8 protein-coding genes are annotated in these 21,342 nt (G+C 47.6%); all 8 read right to left on the reverse strand.

What is annotated here, in order from left to right; genetic code table 11:
* Nucleotides 1-189: 189 nt before the first annotated feature.
* The 8 genes from GON05_RS16750 to GON05_RS16785 all read right to left on the reverse strand — a co-directional run bounded on the left by GON05_RS16750 (nt 190) and on the right by GON05_RS16785 (nt 21,313).
* On the reverse strand, nt 190-1,122 hold the full coding sequence (locus GON05_RS16750) for a VanZ family protein (RefSeq protein WP_157320146.1): 933 nt from the start codon (nt 1,120-1,122) through the stop codon (nt 190-192).
* A gap of 56 nt (nt 1,123-1,178) precedes the next feature.
* Nucleotides 1,179-1,742 (reverse strand): LOG family protein, encoded by a 564-nt coding sequence (locus tag GON05_RS16755; protein WP_157320147.1) that lies wholly within the window; start codon nt 1,740-1,742, stop codon nt 1,179-1,181.
* A gap of 352 nt (nt 1,743-2,094) precedes the next feature.
* Nucleotides 2,095-2,496 (reverse strand): MerR family transcriptional regulator, encoded by a 402-nt coding sequence (locus GON05_RS16760; RefSeq protein ID WP_246239214.1) that lies wholly within the window; start codon nt 2,494-2,496, stop codon nt 2,095-2,097.
* A gap of 9 nt (nt 2,497-2,505) precedes the next feature.
* Nucleotides 2,506-3,234, reverse strand: coding sequence for an SDR family oxidoreductase (locus GON05_RS16765; protein ID WP_157320148.1), 729 nt, complete (start codon nt 3,232-3,234; stop codon nt 2,506-2,508).
* A 444-nt stretch (nt 3,235-3,678) separates the two neighbouring features.
* A complete protein-coding gene (locus tag GON05_RS16770) occupies nt 3,679-12,678 on the reverse strand; it encodes a Tc toxin subunit A-related protein (protein WP_157320149.1) in 9,000 nt (2,999 codons plus the stop codon).
* 30 nt (nt 12,679-12,708) lie between these two features.
* Nucleotides 12,709-13,311: a hypothetical protein gene (locus tag GON05_RS16775; RefSeq protein WP_157320150.1), complete on the reverse strand. Its 603-nt coding sequence runs from the start codon at nt 13,309-13,311 to the stop codon at nt 12,709-12,711.
* Nucleotides 13,312-13,656, reverse strand: a complete 345-nt coding sequence (locus GON05_RS16780) for a hypothetical protein (protein WP_157320151.1) — start codon at nt 13,654-13,656, stop codon at nt 13,312-13,314.
* Nucleotides 13,657-13,693: 37 nt separating this feature from the next.
* Nucleotides 13,694-21,313 (reverse strand): SpvB/TcaC N-terminal domain-containing protein, encoded by a 7,620-nt coding sequence (locus GON05_RS16785; protein ID WP_181646108.1) that lies wholly within the window; start codon nt 21,311-21,313, stop codon nt 13,694-13,696.
* Nucleotides 21,314-21,342 lie beyond the last annotated feature (29 nt).

Genomic DNA, 21,342 nt, shown 5'->3' on the forward strand with positions numbered 1-21,342 from the left:
TGAGAAAAGGCAACCAATCCTCTTGAATCGGCTGCCTTTTCTTGTTGTTATTAAGCTATAGTTCCCCGTAATGATTTATTGTGATACGGTTTCCTCCGCGCTAGCTGAAACAGCAAGTTATTCGTTTGCCGGCAATTGTGCATAAATTGAGCAATGAAAGATCTGTTACCTATATGTACGACGATTGACTCAGTTCCAGAAATATTTCATTTTCCTATACCCAACATCCCATATTTTTTCGTTCCCCTCAATGGTTATCGTGAGCTGGCTCCCCGCTTCGACAGGAATCTCGCACATCGCAGGGAACAGTTCCGGATAACGGTGTTGATCTTCTCCAGAGCCGGTCATTACCTCACGTCCATCGACGGAAACTCGGATATTTCCGAAATAATCCGTTTGATCGGGTATTCCATAATACAAGTAGAAAATAAACTTCTCCTTATACGTATACATGTACGTTTCAATATTCTTACCTTCGATGCCATACATATTATAGCGGGGGGTTACGTTTTGACCACTAATTTTAAAGCTATTTGTTTTTTCCCCCGTTGATGAATTTCCGGAGCTGTCTTTCAATTCGTTGATCGCCACAAAGGGACCTTCTTCTTTAGTGGACGCTTTATCTACAATCCCACACAATCCCCATACGCCGATTAGAAGAACCATACAGGAAATGCCGGCGGCAGCAATATTCCCCCAAATATTTTTGGTACGAAAACCAAGCTTGTACCCCCCATAACCGACTGCTGCACCTAATGAGTTGATAATGGCGTCGTTAACATCGAAGCTGCCGAGAAATGTTAGTGCCTGTATGGTTTCCATCACGAGAATCGACAGGATGAACAATGTAATGAATCGAATAAAAGTGATCCGATATAACAATGGAATCAATATGCCGAAAGGGATGAAAGCCGCGATGTTTCCAAATCCTACGAAATCCATCAGGGTAGGATGTAGAAGATCAGATATACTTGGCAATTTAAAGAAATTGTCTGGTAAAAAAATAAAGGTATAGCGCTCCGCGGCACCACCCACTCTACCGAAAGCGAAAAATAAAAAATAAAGAATCAGAATTGTATAGAATATGGTTATGGTAGAAATAATTTTACGTTGTTGTGACATGGTTAACTCCTCTTACATCTATTTGTTGAGCTAATGTTATCCATAGCTGAAAGGAGCTACCATTTATGTATATATTCCGCTTTATAGTTCTTTAGCTTCTCTATTAAGTTTGTTGAATCATCGTCAATTACAATTAAATTTTTATACGGCTCTTTTACAAACCCTTGTTCAATCATATGATCAAAAAGCGATACCATCGGCGTGTAGTATTGATTGATATTTAGTAACGCACATGGTTTATTGTGATATCCTAGCTGAGCCCATGTAAAGACTTCAAACCATTCTTCTAACGTGCCGGTCCCACCAGGGAGTGCGATAAATCCATCAGCACGCTCTGCCATTAAAGCTTTTCTTTCATGCATAGTTTCAACGATATGAAGTTCTGTTAGGTGTTCGTGAGCAATTTCCACATTAGCCAGTTTTTTCGGTATAACTCCGATAACCTTGCCACCAGACTCCATGACTGCATCGGCAACAGCACCCATACAGCCGACTGTTGCTCCTCCGTATACAAGATCCAATCCATGCGCTACCAAAACTTCCCCTAATTTCTTTGCTTCATTCATATAAATAGGGTCATTTCCAGTGCCTGATCCACAGTATACAGCGATTGTTTTCATATCTTCGTCCACTATCCTCTCTGCATTTTCTTATAATAAGATATCTCAAAGTATGTCTCTCTTCAAGAAAGACTTAGTTTAAGGAATTGAACCTTGATACGCTAAACTACCTATTACTTCATTGAAAAGGGCAGCTGCCGGAATGGCAATCTACTCCCTTATCTTTCAACAAAGTAACTTGGGTGCTGCCCAGACTGGACAGTCAAGAATTATTGGCCGCTGTTAATATAAAGAACCATGCCGAATACTGGTTCCCATAAAAAAATACAGAACACCGGTAGTCGCTTTCACAGTGTTCTGTCATTGCATATGCTATTTACATCGCCATCCAAGCAATCTACGGAATTTAATGTTACGAATCCTTCAGTAGGCTTTTCTTATTCGCAATTTTGTAATCCAGTACGCCTAAAATTTTCTGCAAATAATCGATTTGGTCTTGGAGCTTCCTTCTATACGATTGAACTTTATCATGCACTTCGGGTGCAGACAGGATGTCTTCCTTGTAGGAGAGAGATGCAAACTCTTTTATATCTTTAAGAGAGACACCCATCTTCTTCAGACAGATAATAAGCTCCATTAACTGCATGTCTTCCTTGTTATACACTCGTCGGCCATTCTCTCTTCTTTTCGCCCGGGGAAGCAGTTCGATCTTCTCGTAATAGCGGAGTGCATCCTCTGTCAATCCGGTCATTTTTGAGATTTCCTTGATTGAAAAAGCGGCGGCGCTGCCCATCCTAAGACCTTCTATCTTCATGAAGTAAAGTCACCAAGGAATTACGCCTTGCTCATTGAAGTAGCCTCCCGTGGGACCTTCTTCCGTAAGTGTAGCATAACGGACAATGATTCGTGAACCTTGTTCCGGTGTCAGATCGCCGTATCCGTTATTGAAATCGGTAGCAACAAAACCAGGGCAAATAGAATTTACTTTAGCAGGGGTACCTTTCAAAGTAAAAGCAAGATGAGTGGTAAGCTGGTTTAGTGCAGTTTTGGAACTACTATAGGCCAATGCCTTTAAAGGATATACGCCGCTAGCCGGGTCGCTATGCAGCGTTATAGATCCTATGGAGCTTGAAATATTGACAATTCGCGGGGCATCCGATTTTTCAATGAGGGGGAGCATAGCTTGACTGACCGAGAACGCGCCAAAAAAGTTCGTGTCAAATGATCTCTTTAAATCTACTACGCTCAGATCCGTAAATTTATGAATATCACCAATTCCTGCGTTGTTAATAAGCACATCCAGTTTTCCATATTCCATTGAGATTTTCTGAGCTGCTGCGTCAATGGTGGCTTGATCGGTCACATCCAGTTCGATACAATGCGCATTAATTTCTTGGGCTTGCAGTTTTGCTGCCGCTTCTTCCCCTTGCTCCTTGTTTCTCGCTCCTAGCAGAACCGTATACCCTAGACTCCCCAATTGGCGGGCTGTTTCAAATCCAAGCCCTCTATTGCCTCCCGTAATCAAAGCTACCTTCCTCATTTGTACGGTCATTTCTTCTCACCTATCCTTCTCTTTTTGAGCGGAATGACGTGCATCATTACGCTTTAGAACATTACATCGCTCATGTTACAACTTGGTGTTAACACCAAGTCAAGCGGTAAATACAAAAAAGGCAGTAACTGTCTGCCCTTTGCCATTTTGTAGATTACTATATATTGGAGCTATACTGCCCGTTAGTTTAATCATTTGGAAAATACTCCCCTTGGCCTTCCGTCGGGAATGAGATAAAGTTCTTGTCAAAATCGGAAATGGGATCAAGTTCTTGTCATTGGGTTTTGACAAGAACTTGATCCCATAAAATAAAAAAACCGCGATTCACGCGGCAATTAATGAGATAATGTTCTTGTCACCCGACAATGCAACGAAATCTCTGAATCTTCATAGGTGCTCGATGTGGCGGGAGGCAACGACTAACCCCTTGCTATTCTTTCTTAGTTAAAACTTATACTTCACGATTAACATCAGTTCTTCTAAGTTTTTCATCTGATCCACACCCACGGATAATGCAAAAGATTGATCAAGTGATAAATCCTCTTGATTCCCAAAGCAAACATTCCAATCGTCGATCCGGTTAAGCAATAGGTTTGCTTCATCGATTTTTATCGTAAAGCCGACCGGATCATCCTTGACTTTGGCCACGAACATGACGTTTTCGATAGCGGCTTTAAGAGTTTGCGCCATAAAAGGCAATCTGGTTTTATCGATCTTCAGATCGACGCTGCCGTTTTTGCGGAGCACGTTCCATTCGCCGGGCAAATCGTGTTTCAAGTTCAAAGCGATGTGCAGGCCCGTTTCGTTCAGTTCCTGCTCCATATTCTCGAGCTGCTTCGACAAAGACTTAATCGCTCCGGATTTCAACCGCTCTCCGCCTTCGCAGGATGTGTATTTGACATGCAAAATCGCGTCCGAGATTTTACTGTAGTCGAATTGCCGGAAGTTCGGCATTTCGAGACGCCACCTGCTGATGACCCCTGCTCCTTCGAACGGCAAGTACCTTTCGTCCTTGAAGCTAAGCTCGAACACCCCGCTGTCGTTCTGAGCGCTGCTGGCCGCGATCGCGCTGATCGGAATATTGAATGTGCTGAATCGTCCGTCCGTCTGTTCGGTATCTTCCACGTAGTCTTTGCCCCCAATTGAAGTGTTTCGAAACTTGTTCTCGAGCAGACTTAGCGTCGCGTTAACACCGGTGTAAGGTCCGACGATGCAAGGAATCGAAAGGGATACCGACTTGATGCGGCGTTTGTAATGACCTGGATAATCCATATCGAACAACACTTCCGGCAGCGTGAATTCGCATTTGCCGGCTTCTCTGAGTTGGACGACGGCAAGCGGATTGATTTGGTAAAGAGAGATTGGCTTGACGATTTCGTAATCGTAGCCTCGCTCTTGCTGATAAGCCGCTTCCAGTTGCTTCAGCCCGACGTATAGCTGCTCACCGGCGAGCAGTCCATTCCGACCAGCATCGTAATAACCAGATTGGATGAAATTGGTGCTGGTGACGCCTCTATCAAAGCGATAGACGAGCTCAGCTTTTTTGGCAAGCTCGTAAGCCAAGGTGTATACCTGGTGATGCAGCGTATTTAAGTTATCAGCCATCCAGACGTATAGCTCTTCGTTCGAGTATTTGTTTCGGATGAAATCTTCCACTTCGTTGGCGTTATCAATCGCCTTTTGCTGGTTGGCGATTTCTTGGTTCGCAATTTCGATTCGGATGAGATTGGCGATAATTTGCTTGTCAATCTGTTTGAGCTCGAATCCGGCCGAACTGGCTTGGTGAATTCGATCTTGAAGGGCGCGGGTTAACCCGCCCTTCTTGCCCGCTTGATTAGCCCCGAACGACAAGTCGCTGGCCCTGACTTGCAAGCCTTTGGCCACGGCCTGCGCAGCCGATCCAAAAAAACTACCGCCCCAAGCAACGCCTGCTCCTACGCCAAACGGTTTCCCGTCCATGGTGAAATTCGGAATCAGATGTAATGCACCGGCCAGTGTCTCCGAAATGCCCGACCAACGAGTAAAGTCCTGCGCTTCGCTCGCTTTTTCCATGTCTTCCTTTTCAAATGGAATGAGCTTCAACCCGCTATCCCCGTCTACCGTCACGATCTCGTTGGGAACTCCGTTGAATTCGACCGTATCCGAAGGAACCAAGCTTTCGTCGAGACCGCTTAATTTCAAGTAATATTTCATTCTGAATTCGGGCGATACGCGATTTTGCCTCAGGCTCTCGAGGTTTTTCTGTGCTTCGTCCAGCTGCTTCTTCTTGATTTCCATGAGGAGATTTTGCATGACTCCCTCGTGTTTGGCCCGGAGGAGCGTAATCGTCTCGTTGTTTAGTTTTTCTTTGGCGGAAAGCATAGCGCCGCCCAACGCCTTCAGCTCGTTGCACAATTCCAGTGCCTTCTGAAGCAAATAATAGAAGCGGTAGTTCGGCATCGGCGTATGAAGATCGTTCAATACCGAAGCTAGACTTAGCCCGTGAGCCGCGGCTTGTACGAGCAGAGCCGGGTCGATCGGCGGTTCGAACAACGGTAGCTTCCGGAAAACCCCTTCGATATTTTGGCTATTTCGAATCTTAAACAATCTGTCGGCTAGCGTATCCCAATAACCCATCAGCTTGGGGTTGTTGGGGATACAGAAATACAGCGACGAAGCCGTGCCGTAAATATTGGCGGAAGCAAGCTCTCGATTCGCCAAGCCGATCGGCAAATCCGTTTGATTGCTGAACGGCGCCACCAGTTCCAGTTCGACCATTGCGTTGCCGAACGCATCCCACTTGTCCAGCAAACTCATATAGGTTTGGGGTTGAATCTTCCCTCGCTTCGGAATCATCATAGGCTGCGGACCGAATATATGGCCTGCCAACACGTAACATTGTATGGCTTGGTTGATCGATTCGATCGTATCCTGACGGAAAAGGTAGTCACCCCATGCGATCAAATTGTCAACGTAGCTCATCACGACCCATTTCATGTAAGCAACAGGCCTGCCGCGCGCCACCACGTGAGGCATAAACGGCTTGTCCCGCCATTCGTTGATGGCTTGATCCTCCGTATTCGGTTTGAGATTGTCGAATATATTATCGAGTACCCGTTGGCTATTGATGTTCCGAAACGGCATGAACTGCCAAAAGCGCGTGGCGCCCGATCCTTCCGCAAAAGGATTAAAGACGTAATGGTACCAGTTCATCGCTTCCTCGTAATGCTGGGCTTTACTGAGCGTATTGGCTATCATAACAGGCGTGTGGAAAAACAACTCCCAAGTATAAAGCGAATAAGGTCTTTTAAGCTCGTGGTAGATACAATTAGTCCCTTTCGGCAAGTTGGCCGGCTGATAAGGACCGAAATTGACGTCCGGTATCGTCAAATTCCGATTGAAGAAGGCCTCCAGTTTGCCAGAGTTCATCAGTTGCAATAAATCCTTGGAATTGGAATAGTAAAAGTCGGTGTCTTCCGGATATAGACCTTGAACCATTTCTTTGGCGTTGTCTTCATGAAAATAAATAGTCGTATTCTGTCTTTGAAGACTGACGGGATCGATTTGCCAGGAATACATGTTGTCGAAGTTGTCTTGATTAAAATAATTGATATTAAAAGATTCATTCAACAACTTTGCACTTGTCGATACCAGAGCGGAACCGTTAAACTCGAATGCTCCTTGGTACGACGGATCCAATCCCCATTGATCACCAATATTGATGATTACGCTACTATCACTTACGATGGGAATGAACCTGCAATACTGAAGATCGTGATACGTGCCAATAGGCTGAGTAAAGACGGCGCCGGTGCTCACTTGCTTCTGCGTCCATTTACCGTTTCTGTACTCGCTCCACGCCATTTTGATTTCATAGTATTCCGTTGGCTGCGCTAAGCTGCCGGGATCATCAGCATACGATTTAACGTTGATGCCGTTCAGATCCTCGGATTGTGTTTTCTTCATAATTTGCGGGAAAAAGACGAGCAATCTATCATTCCATACGACTGGCGTAAGGAAGCTTCCGGTGTCCTTGAGGAGTGACTTTTCCACTTCGTAGCTTGGAATGTCGACCTGCATCTTCTCCCACGGATACCAGTTCATTCCCTTTAATTCCACGTACCTGTAATAAAAAATATGCGGTGCGCTGCGAGTACGGGCGAAAATATGCAGCTTGGCATTTTCGTCGGTTGCCGTTCCTTCGACGTATAACCCAACGACCTCCATGTTGGACACTTCATCCAATTTGTAAAGATAGTTCTTTAGCGCATCGGTGACGTTTTGTTTCGTAATATCCTTTTGGAGTAGCTCGCTTTCCAGTTCTTTGAAGAAGGGGCTTTTGTCGTCCCGAAGATTCGATAAGATCCAATTCTCGGGGTACAGGAACACTTTGCGGTTCGCTTCCCAAACCCTGTAATTCTGCATCCAGTCCCAACGCGGTCTGTCCAACAGTTCGGGAAGGATACCTTTTTCGAGACCCAGGAAGCAACGTTGCACGAACAATTGCACGGACGAGATCGCCTGCTTAATTCGCGAGGTTTCCACGACCGGCTCCATCTGCACATCGATGAGGAAATATTCGAATAGTCCGTTCGCATCGATCACGTTCCGCTCGATCAGTTCTTTTTGTTGTAACAAATAGGCGATCAATGCTTGCTTCTGATTGCTCCGAAGCTCGTCGCTCAGCGGCTTAACGACTTGTTCCCAGTCCGCCTGGTTGTAACGGGCTCGAATCGCATGCTTGATGCTGTCGGCGATCTTGCGGCGAACGTTAAATTTAGTGCCCGGTACCGCCCAATCGAAGAGCAGGTCGATGTCAACTCCGATTTTGTCGGCCACGGCCAACGCTTTTTGCAGCTTCAGAAGGCTTTGTTCATTGCGATAATCTTCAAGGTTGGCAAGATCAAAGTGGGAAGCCGCGATCAATTTCTTAATGCGTTCCGGCTTCCAAGTCGTCAGCTCTGCGATTTTAACCGGAAGCTCGTTCTTGTCCGAATCTTGATCGCGTATCCATTTCCAAAAGCCGAGCATGTTCAATTTCGCCTGCGGCAACGAATTCCGCAACCGGACGTAAGCCTCCAAGCGTCGCCACTGTTCAGGGGAAGGGGCTTTAAACTCAAAGCCACCGAAGTCTCCTTTGTTCCCGTCTATAAATCGGATTTCGTCCTCGCTTAATTCAAACGTGGAAATTAGCATGGCCGCTTTTTTCAGTGCGATTAGGGCGGGCTCGCAGCGTTTGGTCGCGAACCCCGGAATGAATGCCGTGGAAGGGATCGCACTGACTTCCGTTGACGGCGTCTTCCAGTAGATTTGAGTAATATGAATACCCGAGGCAACCAAATTCACCAACGTGCCGGCATGCAAGGTTTGGGTGTCGCTCCACCATTCTTTCCCGTTTACCAGGTCCTCCTGTTCGGTAAAAACAAGAGCTTTCCCATCCATGCTGACGGCAGGTTCGGTGTCGCTGTCTCTAACAACGAAAGTATAGAGGGCATCGGAAGCAGGATTCACGTACACCTCCCACTTCGCTTCATTAGGGTTCGCGCTTTCTTTGATATTTTCAAAGATGCCGTAAATCGGCTCATCGGACGCGTCCTGTTTCAAAACCTCCGAAACCAAGGCCTCGACGATTTTGGCATCGAGCCCGACAAACCCGGCAAGCGTATTGATCACGAAACGATGGGAGAGCTGCTGGCGCAAATAGGGAAGATAGATTTCCAGGAAAGCTGCCCGTTTGGGGCCAGCGGTATTCGGATCGGCTTCTCCATCCGGTATTTTGTCGAGCGGCTTGCTGATGTCGCCGGAATGAAAAAGGGTAATGATTCGCGGTTTATCGGTGTCCGTTTGCGCTTGTTCGATCACGCAGGCCAAAAGTTCGTTGAACATTTTGTCCTGCTGCTTTTGAATGCGAACAAAAGCATTGGCCCACTCGAGGCTATTATCGATAGCTTTATAGTCGTTCTTTTCGGCCTCGGTCAATATACCCGTAATCTGCAGGATTCCTGTCGATGGGTCGTATTGGAGCTTGTTTTTGAGCGACTGGGTGTCTTTCAACGCGATGTTCAATTTGGAGGGCGCTTTGGTCTTGAATACGTTTGTGCCTTCCAAAATACCGACGATTTTATCCACCATGCCGCTTTCAAATAGCAGACTTGCCTTGGAACGGACGAGTTCTCCAGTCGCTTGCTCCTGGATATTCAGCATTTGTGCAGCCGGATCTTGAATGGCGGGGTCGGCTTTTAAATTTTGGTGCACTTCGTCAATGGCATTGAGGCCGTCATACAGTGTTTTGCTAAACTGCAATACGTTGAGCTCGGAGGGGGCAAAAGGTTTATTCTCATCGTCCACGCCCCTAATGATGTAATTCAGCTGCAGCGGAGTAAATCCGGCTGCTTGCATACGATCCCAACGTTTGAGGAACAGAAGCGTGGAATGGGCGTCCGCAAAGAGAGGTTCGAATAACGGCAGTATTCGAATAAATGTTGGTATTCTAAGGCCTAGCGCTTTGGATAATAGACGATAGCGGTAGAGGGTGGACAGGCTGCTAAGCGTGAGCTTATTATCCAACTTGGCATCTTGTATGATGGCTTGAATGTCATCCGCGGAGAGATTAAGGGCTGCCATCACTACCGGAACATGATCGAGCAAGGAAGTGTCTGCCAACAAATAATGACCGTTGTCGTCCGCCTTAAAAATCTTGTCGATGCCCCGCACGTTATGAGTCAGGAAAAATCGCTCATAGAGCGATTTTTCTCCCACGGTGCCGATTGGGCTCCAAAAAGTCAGCAGCTTGTCCAGCTCGAGACTGGTTTGATCCAGTAGTTTCTTAACGGCGACAAGCTGATGAATGAGATTCGGGTTAATGGCTAGCGGATGCTTGATCATATTGCCGCCGCTACCTTCGCAATCCTTGCAATCTTCGCAACAGTCGCAGTCATCCTCCCCGCAATTTTCGCATAGCGTTTCTTCTTCAGGCGCGTTATTTTGCTGCGCAACGGAGTTCGCATGGCTCAAGCCCGCAATCGCTTGATCGGTCTCGGAGATCGTCCACCCGAGCTTGCGCCACAGGCGCAAGAAACGATGAATGCGGTCGTATTCTTCGACCGTTAAGGGCGTGCCGTCCAAATGCTGAAGCAGTGCCGTATCGAGATCGCAGCTGTCTTTTTGTTCCGTGTAGATCAAATGCTGTTTTCCGTCCATGGCCATAAAGACGCCTTTCTCGCCTTTATCGCTGACGAAAGAAGCGCCTTGCAAAATATTGGCATCTAGCCAAGCATGTTCGTTAAGGGATACCTTACCGGTTTTTCTATCGATTGCACCTTGTTCGACGCCGTCATCATTATAGATCTTGCAATCTATGACTGTTGCAAACTCTCGAGTTGCAATCTCTCGAACCGATTTATAAACCTTGCCGTTCGCGCAGCCTCTTCCGCTTTCGATGACGATCATTTTGCCCGCTTTCGCGAATTCGCACTTCACCCAGCGCCGGATGTCTTTATCGGAGATATCCGGCTTGTTTGGGTCGGAATCCGCACACCCCGTAACTTTGCGGCCGATAAGTACTGCTACCTTTTCTTTCAGCGTGGGTACCAGAGCTGCCAACTCTTCGTAATTGACGAGAAGGTCCGCCATTATGTCTATACCGTTTGCTTTGGCGTAGTTTTGCAGAAACCGGTAGTTCAAATGCAGGCTCTCCATGATCGCTTTGGATTTGCCTTTGGGCATATTCGGGTTAATATATTCCGTCTTTAGCAGCTCTACTAAATTCACGTAGTCGATGCCAGTGCGGCGCAGAAACTGTTTCTTGATGAGGGTAAGCCCCTCGTCTCCCATCATCGTTTGATCGTCGTCAAAGCCGTAGTATTTGCTGACTGGTTTGACGCCAATCGTTTGCCGATATTCGTCATCGGTGAAGTTTTTCTTTTTGAGCTTGTCCATCAGGTCTTTGGTTTCGAAGCACTCTTGGGTCAGAATCACGTATTCTTCCAACGTGAGTCCTAGAAATTCCGCGTCGGCGGCTCGGTTCAATGCTTCGTTCTTCAGCCGAACGACTTCGTCATCTCCATTCTTTACCTTTTTCTGGAACGTCTTGATCAGTTCGTAACGGCTCGTGTCCAGATGCTTCAAATAGATTCTTTCGGCGTCGATTGGTTGATGATAAGGCAGAGTGAACGGATACACTTCATTTTTTAGAATGCAATACGCCTGATATTCGGTATTTTGGGGCTCGGCAAGCAGCTCCCCGCTCGTTTCGTCTTCCACGTTAAACGCTTTAAGGCGCTTGAAGGCCACGAAATTTTCCATCACCTCGTTAGCCAAATCGATATACGGCAAGACGGTGTTCGTATTTTCGCAAGTGAGCTTCAGACAACCCAAATCGGGCCTGCGATCGAACAGCTTCTCGAGAGGCGTGCCTGATATATCTTTCGGGTCCGCCTTCTTCTTAAGCGGGTCCAGGGCATCGAGATCGGGATCCAGATTGTTATTGCGAATATATTGAAGCAGTTCCACGTAATAGGCAGCCGCGCTATAGACGGACGTGCACTCTCCGCATTCGCAGAAGTCGGCATCGCCAAACAGCAAGTCCCAGGATAAATTACGGTCCTTTGGCGATTGCTCGGGCTTGCCCATGCTATTGTCGATCATGGCGATGCCCGTGCCTCTGTACGCTTCGCTTATCGACTGAATGGCGTGCTCGTTGCGCAACCGCACCATTTGCGCGTTCGTATGAATTTGGACAAGGGTGTTCCCTTCCAAGCCGCTCTTGCTCATCATCATTTGGAATTGCGTTTGCGGCATGGCGGAGATTTGCATGGCCGACAGCATCTTCGTATTGTATAGTACGGGCACCGCATCCACGTCCGGACTTACGGCGGCTATACGCTGCAGCGTTTTGAGCTGGGTCGTCACCGCTTCGTGATTTTCGAAAGGGATATCTTCCAGCGCCTTGTCGTTGTTCAGAATGTCATAAATTGAAGTCGTTTTGATATTGAAATCGGGATGCTTGTCCAGTACCTGTGCGACATTGCCGCCAATGGCGTCGTTTAGAATAGGTACTTTCGGGTCTCTGATCAAGCTTGTTAGCATCGCCGTCGACTCCATGCGGAACAGTTCGCGATGCAGGCTCTGGGCATACGCAAGCCTGTCTTCGTAGGACTCTAATGGTGCTAAAGCCACCGTTTTGTCGACGAACTGTTGCTTGGTGAGCTTGACTGCAATATCGCGCATGGAAGAGACTTCGGGGTCTTGTTGAAAGGTAGAGACGAGATTCGTGTTTCCTTTGCTCCAATCGATCAACCGGTTCGTGAATTCAAGCTTATTTATTTCCGGCTCAAAACTTTCGTCGTTGGCGAGAACCGCTTTAATGGCCTCCCAATTTCCGTTGTTGGCTTGGAATAAATTCTCCAAAGTCTTTACTTGACTATCGGATTTGAGATTGGCTTTGAATAAGTCGAGTTTTTCCATAAGACGGCTCTCCTTCGTTTTGGATACTTATTAACTTGAATCTTGAAGATTTAACCTCATTTGAACTAAAATGTACAGACTTGTAGCGTATGAAGGTATTCCCATTTTAGGTGGACAGCTTGAGATGCTGCAGAATGTCGAAAAGAGATTTCTTCTCCAAGGCCTGCTGGTCGTTCTATAGATGGACGTGCACTCTTCGCATTCGCAGAAATCGGCGGCGTCGAACAGCATGTCCCAACACAAATTATGGTTATCCAGATTGGAGGAGTCGGCTTTGTCCAAACTATTGTCGATCATGGCTACGCCCGTGCCTCTATAGGTATCGCTTAACGCCAGGATCGCTTGTTCGTTGCGGACGCGAGCCATCTGGGCATTGGCGTGAATGCCCATGATGGTGTTGTCGTCCACCCCGCTCTTGCTCATCATAGTCTTGAATTGCGCTTGCGGAATCGTAGAAATCTGCATGGCAGAATGTAAATTCTCGTTATACAGCACCGGCAACGCATCCGTTTCCGGGCTGATCGCCGCGATGCGCTGCAACGTTTTGAGCTGGGTAATCACCGTTTGATGGTTATCCAGCGGGATGTCCTTTAATGCCTCTTCATCGTTAATAACTTCATAAATTGAGGTCATTCATATATTGAATTCGGGCTGCTTTTCTAGAACAGTCGCGACATTTGCACCAATCGCACTGTTCAGGATCGAAACGTTCCGATCTTTGATCAGGTTGACTAGCAAAGCTGTCGGCTCCATATTAAACAGCTCGCGATGCAGGTTTACAGCGAAAGCCGTCTTTTCCTCGTCCGATCCCGAAGGCACGTGATCCTTCACCTTTGCAATAAACGCCGTTTTATCAAGCTTCAACGCGATTTCGCGCATGGATTGGAATGCAGCATCTTGTTGGAAATTCGCATTAAGCGTTTGGTTGCCGTTGCCCCATTCGGCCAGGCGATTGGTAAATTCGGATTGGTTTGGCATGTAAAGCCTCCCTTAAACATTCTATATTTTTTTGTGGTTAATACGTGAGAATCAGACCCTTCTCTAAATATCCGCGCGCAAGGTGGGCGGCTCGTCCGGCGTTAGTCGTAATATCGATAGCCATGCCGGACAATAACCCGCCATTGGTACCAAAGAAGTCCGCAAAGGCTCGTCTTGGACCTAAACCGACGACATGTCTCATGCCTAAGTAACCACCAGGACCTACATGCGGTGCAATAGCTGAGTCAAGTGCAAACAATGCCCGTGATCGCGATTCGACGAAAATGCCGCGTATGGCCATAGTAAATTTACCCCTTAGCAAGTTGTTTACATGACCTGGTTTTAGAAACCGGCTTAACATTGACCTGTCTACCCTAGCAATCGCTTCATCTGCTACTCGTGCACTTTCCGTTACAATTTGCTGCATCCTTTCGATTAGCTGAATACGTTGCAGCGCTTCCGGTACCGCATGCGATGCCGCAGCCGGCACCGCATGCGCTGCAGCCGCCGGTACCGCATGTGCTGCAGCTGCCGGTACCGCATGCGCTGCAGCTGCCGGTGCCGCATGTGCTGCAGCTGCCGGTGCCGCATGTGCTGCAGCTGCCGGTGCCGCATGCGCGGCCGCGGCCGGCGCCGCATGCGCAGCCGCTTCCGGCGCTGCATGCGATGCCGCTTCCGGTGCCGCATGAGTCAACACTTCCGATGCACCACTCACTGCCGCCTTAGTTGCTCCAATAGCAACACTAGGGCCTACCCCTGCTACAAAATCGACTCCCGCTCCGATTCGACCGGCGGTCTTCTCGCTTGCTCCTAAAGCGCGCGCAGTTCCGGACGCTGCTTGCTCAGTCAATGTATGTTGTACTTCTCCGGACACGATGGTACGAATTCCTGTTGCAGCAGTATCAATGCCATGAATGATTGCAACTACACCTAATACTTGCGTAACTCCTGTTGGAGCAGCTACTCCTGCTGATCCTGCTGAAATTTCCATTACGCCGCCGACAACCTGTAATAAACCGATTCCTCGATTTAACCATGCCCCTCTTCCATCCGGATCAGAAAACTTTATTGGATTCCCTTTTACGTAGGCATAAATGTTAAGCCCATCTTTTAATCCTGCTGGATCACAGTTTATCCACCTGACTACCCATGGCATATAGTACCTGGCACCGTGATAATATAAACCGCTTTCCTCATCTCTTTCTTTCCCTGTGTAACGGTAGCGTTTGGCAGCGGCTTTTATTGCTGCATCTTTGGATTGATAGGCACTGGTACCGTAAGGGTGGTATTCCTCGTAACTAATGACTCGAGCAGTATCATCCAACTCCAACGACGCCGAACCCAGATAATTGTGCAGTTGATAACGCACCGTTAGTTCAGGACTACTGCGTCCCATCGGTACGCCTAATACCACCCGCGGCTTGGTTTCGGTGTCTATCACCACAAATCGATGCTCCTTATCAATCAGGCTCAAGCTTGTGCGTTCCAACCCCGCATCCGCACCGCTGTGTTGTTTGTAAAGTTCATAGCCGGCTACATAAATCCGCTCGTCTTTTTTGCTTGGAACTGCCCCCGCGCCGGCTTGATTCTCGGTTATTTTCCTAATTCGCTGACCTTGACCATCATATTGGTAAAAGGTTGTTTCCGGCGTGCCGCCGTCCGTTCGTTTCTGGCGAATGGTTGTTACTAGTTCTTCTTTAAAGTTCCATCCCATTTGTTCCAAATGAGGCATAGCGGTCATAAAGCCATGTCGTGAATGATGCGGATAGCTGTAAGTATTTACTCCTATTTGCGTGCTGATCAGGCGATTATTCGCAGACTGATAGTTATAATCCCTTACCCAATTGTTGCCGACGGCTTGATGCCGCATTTGCAGGATATTGCCGACGGAGTCATATTGATAACTTTGGTTATAATTCCGCATAGCCAACGGATCGCCTTGGTTTAGTCGCTGCAAGAAAGCGGTGTCGCTCCAATTGTCTTTGCTGTCGAAGGTGAGCGACGCAAGGTTTTCCCTTCCGGTAGCCTCAGCGAGACGATAAAGGGCATCGTAGGTATAAGTAGAAACCCCGCTAATGAACTGGTTATCAAAAAATACAACCGGAATGTTCTTGTCTTCAATATGGGTGATATTGCCCATCGGATCATAAGTATAATTCCAATCTTGAAGCAAATCGCCGTTCTGCCGTTTTGTTTCCATACGCCTAAGCCGGAATGTTTCTTTGTCATAATAAAATCGGGTGATTACATCATTCCCATAGATGATTTCATTGCGCTGGCCTTTTTCATTGTAGTCAATGTCTTTGATATAGTCAGAGGCAGCGGCTATACCTGCGTGAGTGACGCTTTCGCTGTTCAGCAATCCCGCTTCGTTATATGATGGTGTGATGATGCTTCCGTCAGGCGCGATTTGTTTCGTGATTCTTCCGATGGCGTCCGTTTCCGTGATAAAGGTATAGCTTTCGGATTCAAGTTCCGAGTCTAAGTTGGCATCTATCCAGTTGACGACGTCTTTATAATTTTTAAATAGCTTACGGATAGTGGATTTTGGCTGTCCTTTGAAATTGTATTCAGGCGATATCAAAATTCCGCCAGTGTCATAATGCCTGATAACCTGCCCTCTAAGGTTTTTTAGCTCAGGGTTTACCTCCGTTTCACCATAAAAAATCCGATCGAATATATGGTTTAGAGGTTTTTCTCCATCCCCGCCGATCACCTTACTGTAGGTGGGACGATGCAAAAAATCGTAAAAATATTGGAATTCATGCTCTCGCTCATCCCAAGTACGCAGCGGATTGCCTAGTATATTCGTCAGCAGCCATCGAGCCCCGGCATCCATACTGCGCTGATAGACCTTATTGCCCAGCATGTCGTACTTGTAATCCATTACCGTATTGCCGCGGGCATCGGTTACTTTGCGCACGTTTCCTTCAATATCAAGATCGACTCTAGTTAAATAAAATTCATCCTCATCGGCTTTCAAATGTTTATTATGGTCTACCGATAATACTGGTCTGCCCAATGTATCAAAGTGCTGGACTTTAGGGGTATCAGCATGCTTGGCTACTCTATCGGCAGCCGATTTTTCCCTTTCCGGGCTTTTGCCCGCCGCAATGAGATTGGCATCGATGCGTCGGTTGGCGCGATTGTCATACCAGGAAGATTCCAAAACCGTGTCGTTCTGGTCGAAAGCAACTTGTTTCCAGGAATCGAATTCCGTTCGCGACAAAGTACCGTCTGGCATTTCGGTTTTAATGAGACGTCCCGGTGCATCGTAAAATAAGATTGACGTAACCCCGGTCTCCACCAATTCCTTGAGCTCTTCATACTGGTGCGCTACCGAAAAGTAGGGCTCATATTGTTTGACGGCATTGCCTTTGTTGTTAAGCACGGTCCTGCCGTTTCCTATCCATCGCAGCTGCTTGGGGTTCATCAAGGCGGTATCGATGTCCGTCACCAGGTAAGAATTATCGGGATTAACAATCACTTGCTTAGCCGGTCCCGGTTCGGATTGAGCCTTTTTCATCACTACCTGCCCAAGTCCGTTGGAGTATTCCAAACCGATCTGAACAGGTGAATTATTGTTTATTTTATAATGCTCTTCCCGCGAGATGGAGGCGACAACCACTGGTTTGCCCGAATTCTGATAAGCATCAAAGTCATAGACGAATCTTGCCGTGGCATGCTGCAATAAATCTTTTCCATGCGCAGCCGGAGCAAGGAAGAAATCATTGACGAGCGTAGCTTCCGACGGCGATGAAAACTCGTTTAAGCCTATCAGATCATCGGCTTCATCGCCTTTGCCAAATACCGCCATCGCCTTTACCAAGCCCAATTCATCCTTTATAGCTTCGGTAATATTTTGATTCGGATCTTTCATTCGCTGCACAGAAAGCGTCCTGAAATTATAAAGCTCGGCCCTGGTTCGATTGCCTGCTGAGTCCTCGATTTCCTCAATGTAGAGGCGGTAGCTGCTATCATACTGCACCTTTGTTTTGGCACCGTACGGATCGGTATAGGAAACCGGAAGATAAAAGCGGTTCCTCGCATCGGCAATGGCTTCTCCCGTATCGACAACCTGGGTCGTTCCCGAGCGAATCCACCAGCTGTCATCACCCTCTCTGTGTGTAAACTTCCCTTCCAGCATCAGATCTTCATTGACCTTCGCGCCAAAAATATTGTCTACCAGTGTAGGTGTATAGGCTAATTGATAGTTTTCGTAGGGTAGCGCCAAAGATGCCAGCTGATATAACGGCAATGCATCCTTGAGATTATCGCTGCGATAAATCGTGCGCACATGTTCAATTAATCTTTTCTGTGAAGTCCCGTGTGGAGGATTTTTATCAATCTGATGATATTCCGCTTCGACGGCAGCCGTAACCATGTTCTCAAAATCTTTCACTGCATACAGCCCGCCGTTCTTCGGAACCCCCCTCAATTCGTATGTCTTCGTTTCAGCCGGGAGCCGCAGCCTATAAGAAGCGTCGGCATCGATATCATTAGTAAAGCTGTTTTGCGTATAGGTAATCAGTGTTTTGCTCTGCTCTCTTTGTATTTCTATTGGTAAGGTTGCGTCAGCTTTGGCTCGCGGATAAACGACCGAGGCTGATTCAAGCACGTTTCCATATTCGTCAAGTTTGATGTTAAGCGTATGGGCAATGCGCGGGTCCTCCGTGTTCCGCTCGTAGCTGTAGGTGATGGCCTCGCTCTCTTTGACGATGAATACGGCGTGTTGATTTTGACCTTTCGGCTGCAAAAGCTCAATGACGCAATTGTGGGTCGCAACGGTATATGGAGTTAATTGTTTTTGGATTTGATCCGGCGTCGCCCCTGCCGGCGGGGCATCTAAAGCGAATGTTTCCGAGCGCAGTCCCATGCCTTTGCAAGCGCGCAACGCTTCTCCCCATTCCAAAGCGCCTAGATGGTCGATTAGGGAAGGGGCAAGTCCGGGCCCTGCGATGATCCTTGCATCCGGCAAAGGGACTTCAGGGTGGACGACAGCATAACCTTGCCTTGCCATGTCTTCATGCCAATATTGCCGAGCATTCTGATTGAGTAAAATGTCCGTGTCCTTGAAGGCACCGATATGGAACCAGGTTTTGATCACCACGGGATCCTGATGCAAGGTCTTGTCCACGACATGGCTTGCATCCACTTTGGCCCAATGCTCGAAATGTTCGGCATCCGTCTGTTCAACCATGCCGAAGCCCCTGAATTCTTTTTCGGCATGGTCATAATAGCCGTGATGGTAGCGGTAAGAGCTGACGAAACGATGCCCTGTAATCGTATCTCTTGTTTCCGTACTGGAAATGCAATGGACTGGGAAATGCAGTTTAGTTATCCATGGATTGCCCGTGACCTTGTCTTCCATATAAAAGGTCGTCGAGGGAGTATATGTCAGTTTCACTTCTTTGCCGAGGTTGTTTTTGTAAGCGGTCATGATGTGGGGTTTTTTGCTGTTCATTAGGTCTATGTACTTGAATGGCGCTTGGTTATCCTTGGACAAAGAGCTTGACCAAACGATGCAGGCGACACCATTGCCAAGCAAGTCGGCAACCGTGACTTGGGCCTGTGGGTGGATGTCGGGAAACGATTCGATTTCAAAAGGCGAGTTGTGGAATGCATTTCCGCATACATTTTTCCAGCAGGAAAACTTGTTTTGGCCTAAATAAATAACATCGGCGGTACCGGAGCCGTCAATATCGGCTAATCGCAAATAGGACGGATTGAATGAACCGTCATGATCGACTACCGGGGCGTTGTCCATGCCCACCTTAGCGCCAAATCGGCCGTAACCGAGGTTTGGCCAATAGCAAATTTCACCGTTCCTGATCCTGACGATATCCGTCAGCCCGTCGCCTGACATATCCGCCAAGTAAATCGTTTGCTCGGAATCAGAGAAGACGAGACAAGGGCCTTCTTCTTCATCAAACGGCTTGCTTGTTCTATGGTATTGTTCAAATCCTTGGCGGCCTGCCGATTCATACCAGGAAAATACGTGATCTTCAGTAATCAAAACCTCCGGTTTCCCATCCCCATTAAGGTCAACCATCCTAACATTCGCTTCGCCGAAATGGATATTGGGCCAGTTGTCAAACGTCCGGAACGGCTGCCAATCTTCCTGATCGCCTAATTCAAAATACCCTCTTGGTTCGTTGTTCATGCTTACCAACTGCTTGCTTCCGTCCGCATCCAGATCCATCAATTGTAACCTTGAACCGACACCAGCAAAAGAGGGCTTCGGCGAAACGAGCTTTGCCTGTGCAAACCGACCGCCGCCTAAATTTCGTTTATAATACAAGCCTTCCGCTTGTTCGGTCAGAATGCCCGATAGGCCTTCGCTGAATAAATCCGTGAATTGATAAGCCGGTTCGTCCAGTCCGGCCGGCGCATGAGTGATATGATCCTCAGCTATCGATTTGACCTCACTGTTCCAGTCGAGCTGTTCATATTCAAACTCGTTGGGCGGCAGCTTTTTCACCGAATAGGTTCCGTCCGCTTTCTTGATATATCCGCAGGAAGTGATGGAAGTAAGGTACGTAAAACCGGCTTCGCTTGCGGCGTCGTAGCCGAAGTCCAACGATTTTACCAGCGCAGAACCGCCGATAAGTTCGGAAAAACGGTGGAACAGCATGACTCTCCTGCATAGTCTCGTCGTTCTGATTTCGAAGCCGGCTCTGTAATCGGAAAAGGCGTCCGTCCTAAAATCCCAATCTTTTGTTTTTGAATAGGGAGCGTTAGTGTCATATTCCCCGTAATCGAATACGGTTTGAAACAGGTAATCCGCTTCATCCGGATAGGCGTTGTTTAATTGTCGGTATGGCGTTTTGTTGCCGTACAGCACCTTCTCCACATATAAATTGGCATAGGTAATCGTTCCGTCTGCCGTGCGGTTTCGATTGTGCAATAGTGTTTCGTCAAATCCTTTATCGTCTTCCTTCTTGTAAATGTAATGAACACAGTTGCCTTTATCGTCGAAGACGAACTCAGGCAGCCAAGCAAATGCTTTAGTGGCATCCTTCGGGTCGGAAATTGTTGACGCCGCACTCCATCCGAACAACGTCGTGACGTTTTGCTTCGAAATGACCCGCCATTTGACTTCTTGGGCCGATTTTCGCGACCACCGCTCAATTCTGGCAAATAGGCCTTCTATACGAGGCCTGTAATACCTAATCGTGTACAAGCCGTCCGGTGAGTCTTTTTTTTTGATCTTGTAATTTCCGTACGCATCCGTGACGTAACGGCCATGCTCATCTTTAGCAAATTGCGGAACAAGGTCTTCCGCTTCGGAAAACAGAAAGATATCCGAATCGAGCTCATCCTTATATTGCGGGAGCCCTTTGTCGGTTTTGCGTTTTATAGACGGCAGACTTAATGACCACCCTAGTCCGAAAACACCGTTCCCGGCGCCCGAGCTGTATGACAACTGCAAGGCGGGTGCAGCGCCGTCCCTGGTTTGCGAGAAGGGCAGCGGGATCGATAAGGAAGCCGTCCCATTCACGGCGTTGACCGAAAACTTTTCATCGATGCTCTTCATGGCTCCGCCGCCCTTGGGCAAAGAAATGGAAGGAATCTCAATGGCGTTGGACTTCGTTTTTCCTCCGTCTGTTTTGAGAAGGGGAAAAGTGGAGGTTGGGCTTCCTTTGTCTTCTTTCATTAATACACCTCATCTTACCGATTAATAGA

Origin of the sequence: Paenibacillus anseongensis, assembly GCF_009757995.1 — a bacterium.
Lineage (GTDB): Bacteria > Bacillota > Bacilli > Paenibacillales > NBRC-103111 > Paenibacillus_E > Paenibacillus_E chondroitinus.